This window comes from Saccharopolyspora sp. NPDC002578, from assembly GCF_053592695.1.
This window is the reverse complement of record NZ_JBSFWJ010000042.1, coordinates 1-15,265: the sequence shown is the minus strand read 5'-3', so window position 1 is coordinate 15,265 and position 15,265 is coordinate 1. Positions and strand designations below refer to the sequence as shown.

The 15,265-nt window shown below is 69.7% G+C and carries 13 protein-coding genes; 5 read left to right on the top strand and 8 right to left on the bottom strand.

Features of this window, described 5'->3' with window-relative positions; genetic code table 11:
- Positions 1–50: 50 nt before the first annotated feature.
- Both ACWD38_RS19725 and ACWD38_RS19720 read right to left on the bottom strand, forming a co-directional pair.
- On the bottom strand, positions 51–476 hold the full coding sequence (locus ACWD38_RS19725; protein ID WP_343071497.1) for a hypothetical protein: 426 nt from the start codon (positions 474–476) through the stop codon (positions 51–53).
- Positions 477–663: 187 nt separating this feature from the next.
- Complete coding sequence (locus tag ACWD38_RS19720) at positions 664–1,260, bottom strand: DUF402 domain-containing protein (RefSeq protein ID WP_450124627.1); 597 nt, start codon at positions 1,258–1,260, stop codon at positions 664–666.
- Positions 1,261–1,426: 166 nt separating this feature from the next.
- Here ACWD38_RS19720 and uvrB point away from each other — a divergent pair, with 166 nt between their 5' ends.
- On the top strand, positions 1,427–3,583 hold the full coding sequence (gene uvrB / locus ACWD38_RS19715) for an excinuclease ABC subunit UvrB (RefSeq protein WP_184480774.1): 2,157 nt from the start codon (positions 1,427–1,429) through the stop codon (positions 3,581–3,583).
- Here the strand turns inward: uvrB and ACWD38_RS19710 are convergent.
- Positions 3,576–4,049: a pyridoxamine 5'-phosphate oxidase family protein gene (locus ACWD38_RS19710; protein ID WP_184480772.1), complete on the bottom strand. Its 474-nt coding sequence runs from the start codon at positions 4,047–4,049 to the stop codon at positions 3,576–3,578. The two genes, uvrB and ACWD38_RS19710, sit on opposite strands and share 8 nt — an antisense overlap.
- Before the next feature lie 306 nt (positions 4,050–4,355).
- Between ACWD38_RS19710 and ACWD38_RS19705 the strand changes: the two genes are divergently transcribed.
- The 4 genes from ACWD38_RS19705 to ACWD38_RS19690 all read left to right on the top strand — a co-directional run bounded on the left by ACWD38_RS19705 (position 4,356) and on the right by ACWD38_RS19690 (position 9,567).
- Positions 4,356–4,913: a dihydrofolate reductase family protein gene (locus ACWD38_RS19705; protein WP_450124626.1), complete on the top strand. Its 558-nt coding sequence runs from the start codon at positions 4,356–4,358 to the stop codon at positions 4,911–4,913.
- 366 nt (positions 4,914–5,279) lie between these two features.
- On the top strand, positions 5,280–7,247 hold the full coding sequence (locus ACWD38_RS19700) for an AAA family ATPase (protein WP_450124625.1): 1,968 nt from the start codon (positions 5,280–5,282) through the stop codon (positions 7,245–7,247).
- Positions 7,248–7,265: 18 nt separating this feature from the next.
- Positions 7,266–8,762: an ABC transporter substrate-binding protein gene (locus tag ACWD38_RS19695; RefSeq protein WP_450124624.1), complete on the top strand. Its 1,497-nt coding sequence runs from the start codon at positions 7,266–7,268 to the stop codon at positions 8,760–8,762.
- Between the two features lie 445 nt (positions 8,763–9,207).
- Positions 9,208–9,567, top strand: a complete 360-nt coding sequence (locus tag ACWD38_RS19690) for a hypothetical protein (protein ID WP_450124623.1) — start codon at positions 9,208–9,210, stop codon at positions 9,565–9,567.
- Between the two features lie 63 nt (positions 9,568–9,630).
- On the opposite strand, the gene ACWD38_RS19685 is transcribed toward ACWD38_RS19690, so the two are convergent.
- From ACWD38_RS19685 to ACWD38_RS19665, 5 genes are all read right to left on the bottom strand, one after another.
- The gene (locus tag ACWD38_RS19685) at positions 9,631–10,815 is read right to left on the bottom strand and encodes an acyl-CoA dehydrogenase family protein (RefSeq protein ID WP_184480764.1); all 1,185 of its coding nucleotides are present in this window, start codon (positions 10,813–10,815) and stop codon (positions 9,631–9,633) included.
- Positions 10,816–10,858: 43 nt separating this feature from the next.
- Positions 10,859–11,836: a 3-hydroxyacyl-CoA dehydrogenase NAD-binding domain-containing protein gene (locus tag ACWD38_RS19680; protein WP_184480762.1), complete on the bottom strand. Its 978-nt coding sequence runs from the start codon at positions 11,834–11,836 to the stop codon at positions 10,859–10,861.
- Between the two features lie 14 nt (positions 11,837–11,850).
- Complete coding sequence (locus tag ACWD38_RS19675; protein ID WP_450124622.1) at positions 11,851–12,588, bottom strand: acetoacetate decarboxylase; 738 nt, start codon at positions 12,586–12,588, stop codon at positions 11,851–11,853.
- 56 nt (positions 12,589–12,644) lie between these two features.
- Entirely contained in the window at positions 12,645–13,841 is a 1,197-nt protein-coding gene (locus ACWD38_RS19670) for a CaiB/BaiF CoA transferase family protein (protein WP_450124621.1), read from the bottom strand.
- A 141-nt stretch (positions 13,842–13,982) separates the two neighbouring features.
- Positions 13,983–14,876, bottom strand: coding sequence for a LysR family transcriptional regulator (locus tag ACWD38_RS19665; protein ID WP_184480756.1), 894 nt, complete (start codon positions 14,874–14,876; stop codon positions 13,983–13,985).
- Positions 14,877–15,265: the final 389 nt, after the last annotated feature.

Here is a 15,265-nt window from a genome sequence, read left to right as displayed (position 1 = left end):
GTCGCCCGCGGTCCGGTGCTAGAGGCGTCCGGTCCGCGGGGCGCCGCGGTTCACCAGAGTTCGAAGATGCCGCGGTAGGCGAGCCACTGGTTGATGTCGCGGTGCTGGGAGAGCTCTTCGAAGGTGCGGTGCACGGTCCGCAGCGCGTAGTCGGCTTCGCTGAGCCGGATGATGCCGGCGGAGATGGCGGTGGCGAACTCCTCGGCCTGCACGATCCGGGCGGAGCCGTGATCGGGCACCTGCAAACCGAGCAGCAGGTCGGTGGTGGTCCACGATCGGGTGTCGCGTTCGATGTGCACCACGGTGAGGCTGCTGGGTTCCCGCCGGGAGTGCCTGCGGCGGGACCTGCGCCGGGTGAGCCGCAGCCCGAGGTCCGGCATCAGCCAGGTGACCTCGCCTTCGTGGGTGGGGTCCTCCGGCGTGGAGCATTCGATGGACAGGCCCCAGCGTTCCACCTGGCAGCGGTCCAAGGGCACTACCGCACCGGAAGAATGCGAACGCTGCGCAGCGAACAAGTCGACGGTGTCCACCAGCTGAGGTGTGATAACGGTGCCCACGACTCCAGACCGTAGCGCTGTTTCGGGGGCAAGTGATCGTCAGTACCGTTTTTTAACGTAACTTTCCCGTGCTGTCCGGATATCGATTCGAGCGGTGCCCGAGGCATCACCGCTTCGGCGGTACAAGGGAAGATCGTCCTGCGGGATCGTGAGCGGATTGTCCGGGCCAGGACAGTTCGATGCCCAGTTCGCGCAGCCAGCCGTCGAGCCGGTAGCCGTTCCTGGCGAGCCCGTCCAGCGCGGTGCAGGCCGACCGCATCGCGCGTTCCGCCGTCTCCTCGTCGAGCAGTTCCGCCTGCACGGCCTGCGTGAACTCGTCGACGTCGAGCAGCTCGGTGCGCACGCAGTCGGTGACCAGGACGTCCAGGTAGTGATCGACCGACCGCCACCGGGCGGGGCCGGGGTCGATCCGCGCGATGTCGACGTAGAAGTCCCAGTCGTCGGAATGGCCGGGGTGCAGCTTCCAGCGCGTGATGCGCAGATCGTGATCGGGCAGCAGCCACGATTCCAGGGACCGCAGTTTCGGATGCCCCGGCATCGCGCGGCGCAGGTAGAGCCCGAACGGTTCCAGCCGGTATTCGCCGACCTGTCGCACGATGCCCTTGGGATCGGTGTTGGTCTTCGCGTCCAGGTCGAAGATCTCGACCTTGGGCGGGTGCACGGGCAGTCCGAGGCGCTCGGCGATCTCGCGTTGCGTGGTCACGACGCCACTGTAGGTCGGAGGGGGTCGTGAACGGCAGGGCCGATGAGGGCCCGATCGGTCCGCAATGGACCCGTCGCGGACACGCAGCGTGTCCGGACGGCCGCGTCGAGTCCGTCCTGCGCCGGGCCGGGGCACGTTGTCGGTGGAGGCTCGTACCCTCGGGGACGTGGCTTTCGCGACTGAGTACCCGACCCCGGCCGACACCACCTTCCGGCCGGTCAGCGACATCCCGCGCACCGGTGGCCGCTTCCGCATGGTCAGCGACTACGACCCGTCCGGCGACCAGCCGGCGGCGATCGACGACCTGGAGCGCCGGATCAAGGCCAACGAGGCCAACGTGGTGCTGCTGGGCGCGACGGGCACCGGCAAGTCGGCGACGACCGCGTGGCTCATCGAGCGCTTGCAGCGCCCCACGCTGGTGCTGGAGCCGAACAAGACCCTCGCCGCGCAGATGGCCAACGAGATGCGCGAGTTCTTCCCGGACAACGCGGTCGAGTACTTCGTCAGCTACTACGACTACTACCAACCCGAGGCCTACGTCCCGCAGACCGACACCTACATCGAGAAGGACTCCTCGATCAACGAGGACGTGGAGCGGCTGCGGCACTCGGCGACTTCGAACCTGCTGAGCAGGCGGGACTGCGTGGTCGTGTCCTCGGTGTCGTGCATCTACGGCCTGGGCACGCCGCAGTCGTACCTGGACCGCTCGGTGCAGCTCGACGTGGGCGGCGAGGTCGACCGGGACATGCTGCTGCGCGCGCTGGTGGACATCCAGTACACGCGCAACGACATCGCCTTCGCCCGAGGCACGTTCCGGGTGCGCGGGGACACCGTCGAGGTGATCCCGGCCTACGAGGAGCTGGCCGTGCGCATCGAGCTGTTCGGCGACGAGATCGAACGACTCTACTACCTGCACCCGCTGACCGGGGAGATCGTCCGCGAGGTCGACAGCGTGCGGATCTTCCCCGCCACGCACTACGTCGCGGGCCCGGAGCGAATGGAGAAGGCCATCCGCGGCATCGAGGCGGAGCTCGAAGAGCAGCTGGCGAAGATGGAGAAGCAGAACAAGCTGCTGGAGGCGCAGCGGCTTCGGATGCGGACCCAGTACGACGTGGAGATGATGCGCCAGGTCGGGTTCTGCTCCGGCATCGAGAACTACTCGCGGCACATCGACGGCCGCGAGGCGGGTTCGGCGCCCGCGACGCTGCTGGACTACTTCCCGGACGACTTCCTGCTGGTCATCGACGAGTCGCACCAGACCGTCCCGCAGGTCGGCGGCATGTACGAGGGCGACACGTCCCGCAAGCGCACCCTGGTGGAGCACGGGTTCCGGTTGCCGAGCGCGATGGACAACCGGCCGCTGACCTGGGAGGAGTTCGCGGACCGGATCGGGCAGACCGTGTACCTGTCGGCGACGCCCGGCCCGTACGAGATGGGGCAGGCCGGCGGTGAGTTCGTCGAGCAGGTCATCCGCCCGACGGGCCTGGTCGACCCGGAGGTCGTGGTGAAGCCGACGGAGGGCCAGATCGACGACCTGGTCGGCGAGATCCGCGAGCGCGCGGAGCGCGACGAGCGGGTGCTGGTGACGACGCTGACGAAGAAGATGGCCGAGGACCTCACCGACTACTTCCTGGAGCTCGGGGTGCGGGTGCGGTACCTGCACTCCGAGGTGGACACGCTGCGCCGGGTGGAGCTGCTGCGGCAGCTGCGCCTCGGTGAGTTCGACGTGCTGGTCGGCATCAACCTGCTGCGGGAGGGCTTGGACCTGCCGGAGGTCTCGCTGGTGTCGATCCTGGACGCCGACAAGGAGGGGTTCCTGCGTTCGGGCACGAGCCTGGTGCAGACGATCGGCCGCGCGGCGCGCAACGTGTCCGGGCAGGTGCACATGTACGCGGATCGGATCACCGATTCGATGCAGCACGCGATCGACGAGACGAACCGTCGCCGGGCCAAGCAGATCGCGTACAACACCGAGCGCGGCATCGATCCGCAGCCGCTGCGCAAGAAGATCGCCGACATCCTGGACCGGGTCTACACCGAGTCCGAGGACACCGAGGAAGCGGTGTCGGTGGGCGGTTCCGGGCGCAACTCCTCGCGCGGCAAGAAGCCCAGCGGTGAGGCGGTCGCTTCCTCCGGAGTGCTGGAGGGCCGGGACACGAGCTCGATGCCGCGCGCGGAACTGGCGGACCTGGTGCAGCAGCTCAACGACCAGATGATGAACGCGGCCCGCGAGCTCCAGTTCGAACTCGCGGCGCGGCTGCGCGATGAGATCCACGACCTGAAGAAGGAACTGCGCGGCATGGACGCCGCGGGGATCAAGTAGCGGGGGAGAAGTCGGCGGTCAGCCACCGGTCCGGCCGGATCTCTACGTACTCGGGTTCGCCCGCGGGATTGCCGCCGGAGAGTTCCCAGTCCGCCCAGGCATCGATCGCGTCCGCCGGGAGGTAGCGGCTGCCGATGCGGACGAGTTCCTCCCTGGACGGCCGTTGCTGCTTGACGACCGTCCCCTCGACGGTGACGTACTTGTACGGCAGCACCGGCTGCTGGACGGAGAAGGAGAGCACGCCCGCTCGTGCGATGAGCCGTGATTTCCGCTTGCCCCGGCGGAGGGCGACGGCGATGTTCCCGCCCGGGCGGTAGGCGTACCAAGTGGGCAGCGTCGAGGGCGGGCGGTCGTCGTCGCTGACGACGCTCAGCACGCCGACGTGGGGTTGTGCGAGGAACTGCTCGCGTTCCTGCTCGCTCAGCTTCTTCGGACGGTGCACGTTCTCCGGTGTCTCCGCGGGCATCCGCGCTCCAGGGGATTCTGGTTGGATGACAGGTGACACTGTCCAACCGTTTTCCCGAGCCGATATTCCCGCCGGAGGCGGAATCGCGCGGATGGTGCTCCGCGCCCGGTGGCCGCGGGGCATCGGGCCGTCAAAAAAATGGCAGGGTCCGTCTCCGAGGTGACGCGGCCCGGCTCGTCGGGCGGGCCGCGGAATCCGCGGGGCAGGTGCTCGTCGGAGCACGAGCCTCGTCACTCCGGGAAGACGGCCCGGTATCGGACGTCCGTCCCTATCCCGGGTGCGGTCGGCAGGAACGGGGAGGCCCGCATGGGTAAGTTGATCTACTCGGCCCTCATGTCGCTGGACGGCTGCGTCGCGGACGAGCACGGCGGTTACGACTGGGCCGCGCCGAGCGAGCCGGTGCACGCGTTCCTGAACGACCTGGAGCGCGAGATCGGGACCTACCTGCTGGGGCGCCGGACCTACGCGGAGATGATCGTGTGGGACACGTTGTCGTTGGCGGACCAGCCGCGGGCGATGCGTGATTTCGCGGGGATCTGGCGCGCGGCCGACAAGGTGGTGTTCTCCGGAACGCTGGATTCGGTGTCCGATGCCCGGACTCGGCTGGAGCGCGAGTTCGACCCGGCGGAGGTCCGGCGGTTGAAGGCGACTTCCGCGGCGGATCTCGCGATCGGCGGGCCGGGGCTGGCGGCTGCGGCGTTCCGGGACGGGCTGGTCGACGAGTGCCAGTTGTTCGTCAAGCCCGTGCTGGTCGGCGGCGGTCTGCGGGCGTTCCCGGCCGGATTCGGGGCGGGCCTGGACCTGCGGGCGCAGTACCGGTTCGAGGACGGCACCGTGCACCTGCGCTACGACGTGCGGAGCTGAACGGTCCTCTCGCGCCGTTCTGAATCGCGGGCGCCGAACGGCGGGAAAGAACGCATCGGAAACCGCCGTTGCCAGAACGGGGATTTCGAGCCGGACATTGTTCCGATCTTGTTCGCGGATCGGCGGCGCGGACGCGTGCGCGGAATCCGAATCGTGCGCTGCTGCGGGTTCGTGCGGCGCTTTTTCCCGTAGGATTCGGTCGTCCGGTCTGATCGAGGTCGTCGTTTCGGCGGTACCTCCTTTCCCGGGAAGCGATGTCGACCGCGGCGATCGGTCGGTCATGCTCTTCCCATTCTCGCTCCATCGGAACGGTTGGGGTCACCGAGCCGAGCGGAGTTCTCCATCGCTGATCGGGGGATGGCAGTGGTGCGGAATGCTCAGGCGTCGTCGGATCCGGAGCCGGTTCTCTTCGGCCGGAGCCGGGAGCTGCTGCTGGTCCGAGAATTCATGCGGCGCCCGGAGCACGACGGAGTTCCGGTGAGCAGGCCGGTTCCGATGCTCACGTTCACCGGTCCACCCGGCAGCGGGAAGACCGCGCTGCTCGACGAGCTCGCCGCCGGTCTGGAGCAGAACGTGCCGTTCGCCCGGCTGGACTGCGCGCGGCTCGGCCCGAGTTCGCCGCAGGAGGTGTTGGCGGCGCTGGCCTTCCAGCTCAGCAGGCCGTGCCCGGGCTACGGGACGCTGGAGTTCCCGCGGCTCATCACCGGCCAGCTGGCCCTCGGCGCGACGCTGAACGTCGCCCGCTGGACGCTCGCCCGCAGGCAGGTCGAGGACGAGCTGGCCGCCTACCTGAAGATCAGCGACCCGCCGCAGTTCCTCGCCACGCTCGCGTCCGGAGTGCTCGCCACGGTGCCCGCCTTGAGCAACGTGCCGGGAGTCGTCACCTTGGGCCAGCACCTGCCCGGCTTGGTCGTCGGCGGGATCAACGCGGTGCTGCGCGGTCGGCGGGATCGCGGGGACGCCCGGAAGTGGTTCGGGCACCAGGACAAGGGGCTCGCCCGCGACCCGATCGACGTGCTGGTGGAGCTCAACCACAAGGCGCAGTCGCCCGACGGGAGCCAGGAAGTCGGCGAGGTGCTGTGGGCGGCGTTCCTGGCGGACCTGCGCGACGGCTTCCGGCGCGGCAGGCAGGCCGATCGGCGCACCCTCAACTGCGCGGTGCTGCTCGACGACGTCGACGCGGGGCTCGAACTGGTCTCCGGGCTGGAGGTCGCGCACCGGCAGCGGGGTCAGCTGGCCGTCGACGATCCGGATCCGCTGACCGTGGTCGCGACCAGCAGCAGGAGCGCGCTGGTGCGGCGGCTGTCGGCCGCCGGCGAGGACCCCGTGGCGATCGAGAACGCGGGCTACGAGGACTACGCCCAGCGCGGTTCCGGCCGCCACCGCGCCGGTCCGTACCTGGTGCGGCTCGACGATCTGAGTCCGGAAGCGGTCGACACCCTCGTTTCGGCGCTCGGGCCGCGGTTGAGCGACAACCGCCGCATCAGCGCGATGGTGCACGGGTTCGCCCACGGTCACCCGGGCGCGACCCGGATGTTGCTGGACGCGATAGCCGAGCACCGGCTGGACCCGGTGAGCCTCGACGCCGTGCTCGACGCGGCCGTGCCGGGCGACGGCGTGCTCCGGGTGGCGGACGGCATGGTGGCCACGTTCCTGGTCGACGTCGCGCCGAACGTGGTGGAGGACCTGGTGACCTGCTCGGCGGCCCGCAACATCGACCAGGCGCTGCGGCTGGCCCGCTACCGCCCGCTGCTGCTGGGCACGGGCGATCGCAACTCCGCCGTCTTCGACGGGACGGTGTGGAGCCGCGTCGACGACGCGGGCGCGCGCACCATGATCCCGGTGCTGCGCAGGCTGCTGCTGCGGCGGCTCGCCGCCCGGACCGAGCACGACCGCGCCGATTGGGCCTCGGTGCACGGATGGTTGCGGCGCCGGTGCGAGCAGGACCAGGACCGGGCGGGGGAGCTGCACCACGCGCTGGCGCTCGGCGAGGTCGAGTTCGTCACCAGGAAGCTCGCGGACCTGCTCGACGAGGTTCCCGCCCGCGCCTGGCTGGTGCTGCTGCGGGAGGTCTGCGCGGCACCGGACGCCGGTGGCCACGCGCTCGCCCCGGTCGAGCGGGTGCGCGAGCTGACGCGCTGGGCGCCGCCGCGCGACCTGCCGGTGGCGCCGCTGGCTCGGCTGGTCGTCGCGCTGTGGACGGTCGCCGATCCGTTCCGCGACGCCCGGCACCGCGACCTGGACGGTGAGATCGCCGCTGATCTCGACGACATCGCACCGTACGCCGGTGACGGGCTCGCCGTGCTGCGCGCGGAAGCGGACAAGTACCGGTAGGTGCTCGGAGGAGGGGCAGTGAACACACCGACGAGGTTCGATTTCCACCCGCCGCAGTACGCCAAGCGGGCCGCGCGGGACAGGCGGCTGCGGGTGCTGCGCAACGCCGGTGCGCTGATCGTCGTCGTGCTGCTGCTGACCGGGGCGTGGGTCGGGGCCGCGTGGTGGCTGAGCGGTTGCTCCGCGGGCATGTGGCGCGGGGTCGACGACGAGTGCGTCGGTGTCAGCGACGGTTCGGCGAGCCTGCACCACGGGCTGCGCGACGTCGAGGAGAAGATCGAGCGGGAGAACGACCGGATCGCGGGCCTGGACAGGAAGGTCGTCACGGTCGCGGTGCTCACCCCGGTTCCCGAGCCGGGTGGTGATCGGGGCAGCGTGTCCCTCGACCAGGCCCGTTCGAAGATCATCGGCGCGTATCTGGCGCAGCGGCAGGCCAACTCCGTCGAGGGCGCCTACCCGTTGTTCCGGCTCGTGGTGGCCGACGAGGGCAGCGACGAGCAGGACTGGGAGGAGGTGGTGGACGAGTTGATCGGCATGACCGACGACGAGCGGCCGCTGGTCGCCGTGACGGGCATGGGCGTCAGCGTCGGGGAGACGATCAGCGCCGCGCACCGGCTGGCGGACCACCAGATCCCGATGGTCGGCGCGGTGCTCACCGCGGACGGCCTCAACATGACCGGGGCGGTGCGGCCCGAGGACGGGCCGATCAGGGGGTTGTACCGGGTGAGCCCCAGCAACCGCACCGAAGCCTTGGCGCTGCACGAGTTCCTGGTCAAGCGGCCGCGCGAGTACATGCTGGTGCGGGATCAGAATTTCAACGACTTCTACACCACCGGGTTGCGGGACGACTTCGCCGAGGTGTTCTCCGCTGAGCTCGCGGCAGGGGTGCAGCGGTCCTTCGACGGCACGCCGGGCATCAACGGCACGACCAACCAGTTCAACGAGATCGTGGCCGAGCTGTGCAGTCCGGGCACTCCGGACACGGTGCTCTACGCGGGACGTGCCTCGCTGCTGGACGCGTTCGTCGAGAAGCTCCGCGTCGAACACTGCGGGAAGACGATCACCGTGGTGACGGGGTCCGACGCGGCGAAGCTGAACGAGACGGAGCTGCCGGGGCACGTGGAGGTGGTGTACGCGGCGTTGGCCGACCCGAAGGCCTTGGGCGACGCGAGGTTCAACGAGTACGCCGAGGATTACAAGGTCAACTTCGACGGTTTCCGGCAGCTGGAGAGGATCGGCTCGCGCGATCTCGCCAACGGCTGGGCGATCATGGAGTTCGACGCGATGACCGCCGTTGTCGACGCGGCGCAGAAGGCCCTGCTCAACGAGACCGAGATCGGCCCGGCCGAGGTCAGGACGGCGTTGGTGAGCTTGACCAGCGAGCGCAACGACATCGACGGCGCGGGTGACCGGTTCCACTTCGACGCCGACACGGGAGACCCGGTCGGCAGGACGATACACATCATTCACCAGGTCGGGCTCGAATCGAGGCCGGTGCACAAGTACACGTCCTGACGAGGTTCCGCGTGCGCAGCGGGAAAATCGCACCGAACGGCGGAGGAGCCGCCGGTGGGCGCGAGTGTTGTCGTTCGGGCGGCCGACGGCGTTAGCAGGTGATCGGGACGGCGCCGGGAGATCACCCTGACGGCGGCGCCGGTGCTCGGCGCCGATGGCACTGGGTGAGCAGAGGTGCGGCGGTGTTCCCGGAATTGCGCCGCAGGTGGGATCCTGCTGCGGCGATCCGGGTATCTTCGGAATTGTTCGGAATTTCCCCCGGAACCGCTGGGTAATGTCTGGTCCGTCCTGATCGAGGGACGATTCCAGGATCGGCGACGAGTCCGGTCCTCGGTTCGAAACATGGGGGTTTCGGATGAAACGGCGAATGATGGTGTGGCTCGGTGCGCTCGCGTTGGCAATGGGGACCGGAGGCGTGGCTCAAGCGAGCACGAATTCGGATGGAATGCCGCTGAACGCGCCGACGGCCACCGTGGAGGTGCAGTCGGAGGACGGCGCTTCCGTGCAGGCCACCTGCTACTACCCGGTGGCTTCGGGCGGTGCGCTGGTCTGCTTCAACCCGACCGGCGAGCACCTCTACATCTGCGATCGGGCGGCGGACGGGCATCACCCGGTCGCGCGCTACTACCGCAGCGACAAGTCCGGGTTGAAGACGAAGCACGCGAACGTCGGGAACGGCAAGTGCCTGGATTGGAACCTGTCGATTCCGGAATCCGGGTGGATCAACTACCGCGCCTGCAATTACGAGGGCAGCACGGCGCTGAGTTGCAGCTCGTTCTCGGGTCGCATTTCGGCCAAGGGCTGACGATCGGCTGAAAGCGGGCGCGGTGTCCCGCGCCCGCTTTCCGCGTTGCTCTCAGGCGAAAGCTCACGCGAAGGCGCTCAGTCCCGTGATGGACTTGCCGACGATGAGGGTGTTCATCTCGCGGCTGCCCTCGAAGGAGTAGACGGCTTCGGCGTCGGCGAAGAACTTCGCCACGTCGTAGTCGAGTACGATCCCGTTGCCGCCGAACAGCTCCCGCGCCCACGCGACGACCTCGCGCATGCGGGTGGTGGTGAAGGCCTTGGCGAGCGCGGCCTGGTCGGCGCCGGCCTCGCCCGCGGCGGTGAGCTGGTTGAGGCGCACCACCATCCCGAACATGGCGGTGATGTTGCCGAGCATCTTCACCAGCAGGTCCTGGATCATCTGGAACCCGCCGATGGGCTTGCCGAACTGCTCGCGGTTCACCGCGTACTCGCGGGCGAGCTCGTAGGCGCGCATCGCCACGCCCAGCGCCTGCCAGGCCACGCCGCCGCGGGTGCGGGCGAGGACCTTCGCGGTGTCGCGGAAGCTGTTGATGTTCTGCAGCCGGTCGGATTCCGGGATCCGCGCCTGGTCGAAGACGATGTCGGCGTTCTGCACGCTGCGCAGCGCGATCTTGCCTTCGATCTTGGTGGCGGTGACGCCGGGCGTGTCCTTGCCGACCACGAATCCCTTCACCTGGTCGTCGGCCTCGTCGCGGGCCCACACGACGATCAGGTCGGCGAAGGTCCCGTTGCCGATCCAGCGCTTGGCCCCGTTGAGCACCCACTCGTCGCCTTCGCGGCGCGCGGTGGTGCGCATGCCGCCCGCCACGTCGGAACCGCCCTCGGGTTCGGTGAGCGCGAACGCGCCGATCTTGTTCATGGCGACCATGTCCGGCAGCCAGCGGTCCCGCTGCTCCTGATCGCCGCCGCCGAGGATGCTGCCCATCGCGAGTCCGGTGTGGACACCGGAGAACACCGCCAGCGACGGGTCGATGCGGTTGAGCTCGATGCTCAGGAACCCGGCGAACAGCTCGCTGCGCTGCACGCCGTCGCCGTACTCGGGGTACTGGTAGCCGGCCAGCCGCAGCTTCGCGAACTTCTCGATCGCCTCGAACGGGAATTCCGCCTTGTCCCAGGCCGGATTCGCCAGCGGGGCGATCTCGCGCTGCAGGTAGTCGCGGATGTCGGCGAGCTCCGCGCGCTCGGAGTCGCTGAGCAGTCCGGCGTAGCCGAAGAAGTCCGGGTCGGTGTTGACCTTCTTGGCCATGGTGGCCTCGCTTTCTGCGTGGTGGCCGGGAATTCCCGGCCGGTCAGTTCCGGTGGTGGCGGCCGTGGGGCGAGTCGTCCTCGGAGTCCAGGGCCGCGCGGAGGGCGTTGTGCCTGCGGTCGCGGGACCGCGTGCGCTCGACGTAGGCGTCCGCGCCGGAGCCGTAGGCGGACTCGGTCTGCGTCGTGAGCTCGTCGATCGCGGCGGGGGTGAGCGCGGGGTCGCCGAGTTCCTTCCAGCGTTCGGCCATGCCGACGCCGAGGTGGCGCATCATGTGCCGGATGCCGCCGGGCCCGCCGCCGAGGTGGAAGCTCTCGAACGGGCCGATGGTGGCGTAGCGGCCACCGAGCGACGCCTTCATCACGGTGTCCAGTTCGGACGCGCTGACCACGCCGTCGAGCACGAGGCTGATGGCCTCCCGCATGATGGCGCTCTGCAGGCGGTTCGCGACGAAGCCGTCCACTTCCTTGCGCAGTCGCACGGGGGTCTTGCCGATCTCCTGGTAGAACTCCAGCGCGCCGGTCACGACCGGCTCGGCGGTGCGCGCGCCGGGAACGACCTCGACCAGCGGCACCACGTGCGGCGGGTTGAACGGGTGCGCGATCAGCATCCGGGCCGCGACCTCGTCGGGCAGGTCCTCGGCGATGTCGGAGGCCACGATGCCGGAGCTCGACGAGGCCAGCACCGCCTCCCGCGGTGCGTGCGCGGCGATCTCCGCGAACAGCTCCTGCTTGAACCCGAGCCGTTCCGGGCCGTTCTCCTGCACGAGGTCGACGTCGCGGACGGCCTCGGGCAGGGAGGGGGCGACCTCGATCCGGCTCAGCAGGTCGGCGGGCGCGGTGCCGGGAATTCCGGCCGACAGAGCTGGAATCGCTTCGGTGAGCACCTGCGCGAGGTCGTCGCGCGGGTCGGTCAGCCGCACCCGCAGGCCGTGGGCCGCGAACAGCGCCGCCCAGGACAGGCCGATGGTGCCCGCGCCGACCACCGCCACCGTCGCCCACCGCGGATCGTCGTACGTCATCGGGGATGTCTCCTTCATTCGGCGAGGTAGTCGTGAACCGGGGTCGCCGCGCCCAGCGTGAGGTCGGTGACGATGTGGCTGGCGGAGACGACCTCGCGCACCGGGAGGTCGGCCAGCGGCGCCAGCACGTGCTCGAACAGCTGGAGCCGCGCCGGGCCGGTGTGGGCCTCCTTCACCGCGATGTCGGTGATCTGCGCCCGCACCAGCTCGCACACCCGGGGGGCCCCGCGATACCCAGGGACGATCTTGAGCATGAACGAGGGAACGGTGATCTCCGCCCGCGCCTCGGCCGGGTCCAGCGGGTGGTGCTTGTAGCCCATCGTCGCGGTCGCCACCCGCTGCGAGCCGTAGTCGAGGGTGCCGACCAGCGCACCGTGGTCGGCGAACAGCGCGGGCGAGCCCAGCACCTTCGGGTAGGCGCTCGCCTCCCGGCCGGCCGCGGTGGCGGGGAAGTTGTCCAGGTACATGGCGTGCAGGTACTCGCCGCGTTCCGCGCCGAGCCGCACCGGGATCGCCTGGCCCGCCTCCACGTACGGGCCGAACGAGGTCACCTCGCCCATCTTCATGATCTCGAACCGCACCAGCGGCTCGTCGACCTCCAGCGGCTCCGGCACGACCGCCCGCAACGCCTCCGGGTCGGTCCGGTACACGATGTTGAGGTACTCGCGGTCGGTGAACCGGGGCACCGCCGCGGCGAACGCGGGCGCGGTGAGCGGGGTGGTGGGGCTGCGCAGGATCTGTTCGCGATTCACGACACGTCTCCTCGATGTTCTGGATGCGGATTTCGCGGTGAGCGGCGGGAAAGCGCTCAGGCGACGCCGAGTTCGCGGAGCACCTCGTCGGTGTGCTGGCCGGGCAGCGGGGCGTGGCCGCGGATCGAGGCGGGGGTGGCGGAGAAGTTCACCGGCACCCCGACCATCCGGTAGGCGCCCTCGGTGGGGTGCTCGGTGAGGTCGAGCAGGTGGCCTTCGCGGACGTAGTCGTCGTCGGCGGCCTCGTCGAGCTTCAGCACCGGGCCGACGGGGATGCTGTGCTTGGTGCACACGTCGATCCACTCGGCGGTGGTCAGGTTCGGCGTGACCGACTCGATCATCTCGGCGATCGCCTCGCCGTCGCGGAGGGCGTCCAGGATCTCGCCGTTGACCCGCGGGTCCTCCGCCAGGTCGGGACGGCCGGCGGCGTGGAACAGGTCGCGGCAGTTCTGCGGGCTGTACGGGATGATCATCGCGAGGCCGTCCTTGGTCGGGCGGGCCCGGTGTCCCTTCGTGAGCGACGGGGCGAAGCCGGTCGGGCCCATCGGCGGCTCGAACGCGGCGCCTTGGAGGTGTTCGACCAGGTTGAACGCGAGCATGGTGTCGGCCATCGGCACCTCCACCAGCTGGCCCTGCCCGGTGGCGCGCTGGTGGTGCAGCGCGGCGAGCGCGGTGTAGGCGATGGTGAGCGCCGCGACCTTGTCCGCGAAGATGCTCGGCAGCACCACGGGCGCGCCGATGTCCCCGGCGCGATCGGCCAGGTCGAGCAGTCCCGAGGCGGCCTGCACCGTCTCGTCGTAGGCGGCGAGGTCCGCCCGGTCGGAATCCGGCCGGAAGCCCTGCGCGTGCGCGTAGATCAGGTGCGGGAAGGTCTCGGCGAGGCTCTGGTGGTCCATGCCGAGCCGGCGCAGGGCGCCGATGCGCATGTTCGTGATCAGGATGTCGGCGCCGCCGATGAGCTGCAGCGCCTTCGCGTGGTCGGCTTCGTCCTTGAGGTTCAGCGCCACGCTGCGCTTGTTGCGGTTGACGTTGAGGTTCAACGGCGTCATGCCGGGGGTGCGGTGCAGCGTGCCGTTGCGGACGGTGTCCTTCGGCGACTCGATCTTGATCACGTCCGCGCCGAGGTCACCGAGGATCTGGGCCGCGTAGGGCCCCATCACGACGGTGGCCATGTCGATGACGCGGACGCCCGCCAAGGGGCCCGTCCGGCCTGCGTCGGGGGTGCCGGGGGCAGGGCCTGCGGGAGCTGTCATGGCTGCGGAGTTCCTCCTCGCGCGAATCCTTTTGCTTCGCTAACGACGTTACGAGGGGGTTTCCGGCGGCGGCAATCGATCGGTGCGCCCGATCGGCGAACATGGGCGTGACCGCAGCGGTCACGCGGTCGTCATCGCAGGTCAGGACAGCGCGTGGCGCGCTTCGGAGATCAAGTCGGCGAGGTCCGCGCCCGGCTCCGCCCGGTCGGTGCGCCAGATCAGGCCGGTCACGAGCACCGGGTCGAAGTCGGCGAACGGCAGCAGCACGACCCGGTCGTGCTCCGACGGGCGGCCCATCTGGTTGCGCGGATCCAGCATCGAGATGCCGAACGCGCCGCCGTTGGCGACGAATTCGCCGATGCCCGAGTAGTCCCGCGTGCTCAGCGTCGTGCGCCGGTGCACGCCCGCGGCGGCCAGCCGGACCTCCAGCTGGTCGAAGTAGGTCGGCGACAGGCCGGAGCCCGGCCGGGCGTAGACGTGCCCGGTCAGCTCGGACAGCGACACCGATTCCCGGTCGGCGAACTCGGCGGCGGGCAACACCGCGCCCAGCGGTTCCCGCAGCACCTCGCTGGATTCCACGCCTTCGGCGTGCGCGGGCAGGTGCACCAGCGCGAGTTCCAGTTCGCGGCGGCGCACCTGGTCGAGCAGGTCCTGGCTGCCGCCGGGCCAGCGCCGCACCTCGCAGCCCGCGGTGCGGTCGAACTCCCGCAGCCGTTCCCGCACCGTCGGGTGCAGGCCCGGCGGCACGCCCACGTGGACCACGCGCTGCCGGGTGTCCACCTGCTGGCGCAGCCTGCCGGGGAGGTCGTCGAAGCGGTTCAGCACGTCGGTGGCCAGCGGCAGCAGCGCGGAGCCGGCCGGGGTGAGGTTCACGCTGTGCGAGTCGCGGTCGAACAACCGCACTCCGAGCTCGCGTTCCAGGTCGCGCACCCGCCTGCTCAGCGGCGACACCGCCATGTGCAGCTGGCGCGCAGCCTTGGAGAAGCTCAGGTTCTCGGCGACGGCGGCGAAGTACCGCAGATGGAACACCTCCATAAGCCGCAGCCTATTACCCCGAACAGCCCCACCGGCCAAACCCACCACCCAAGCTCCACCGAAGGCCCCCAACGGCCTGCGCACCAAAGCTCCCTGCCGATCCCGAGCAGGCCAGACCCTTCGGCGGAGCCCCGCCAAGACCAGACGAACCACGCTCGCCCGCAGCCGAAAACCGCGCCCAGCGGCGAAGCCGTGCCTTGGGCGGTCGAAGCAAGCCTGCCTTGCGGCCGAAGGCCGTGCTTGTATGCGCGTCAGCGCATAGCCCACGTCACAAAGGTGACAACCCGCGGGTTCTCAGTGGCTTCCTCGCGAGGACAGCTTTTTCCCTCGTGGCGGAGCCACTTGGGAAAAAGATCCCGCAGCGAGGAAGCCACTGAGGTTCCGCCACC